Raw genomic sequence first — 281 nt, forward strand, 5'->3', positions numbered from 1 at the left:
CGACTGGAAAAGATACAGGATGCATCGGGGAAAAGCTTAACAGAATTTATTAAAAAGAACATTGAACCAACATCAACAGTCATTACTGATGGTTGGCCGAGCTATTCAGGATTAGAAAAACTGGGCTATATACACAAAATGCAAAGTGCAGTAGTTAAGGAAGAGGATGAAAAAGTATTGCCAAATGTCCATCGTATAGCTTCGTTGCTTAAAAGATGGTTACTAGGAACACATCAAAGCTATTTGAATAAAAATAAGCTGGGTTATTATTTGGATGAATA

General features: G+C 35.6%; 1 protein-coding gene. It reads left to right on the forward strand.

What is annotated here, in order from left to right:
• Positions 1-281: IS1595 family transposase (locus FNN09_RS21015; RefSeq protein ID WP_143304445.1), on the forward strand; the 281-nt coding region annotated here is incomplete at both ends.

Source organism: Carboxylicivirga sp. M1479 (assembly GCF_007097485.1).
Classification (GTDB): Bacteria; Bacteroidota; Bacteroidia; order Bacteroidales; family Marinilabiliaceae; genus Carboxylicivirga.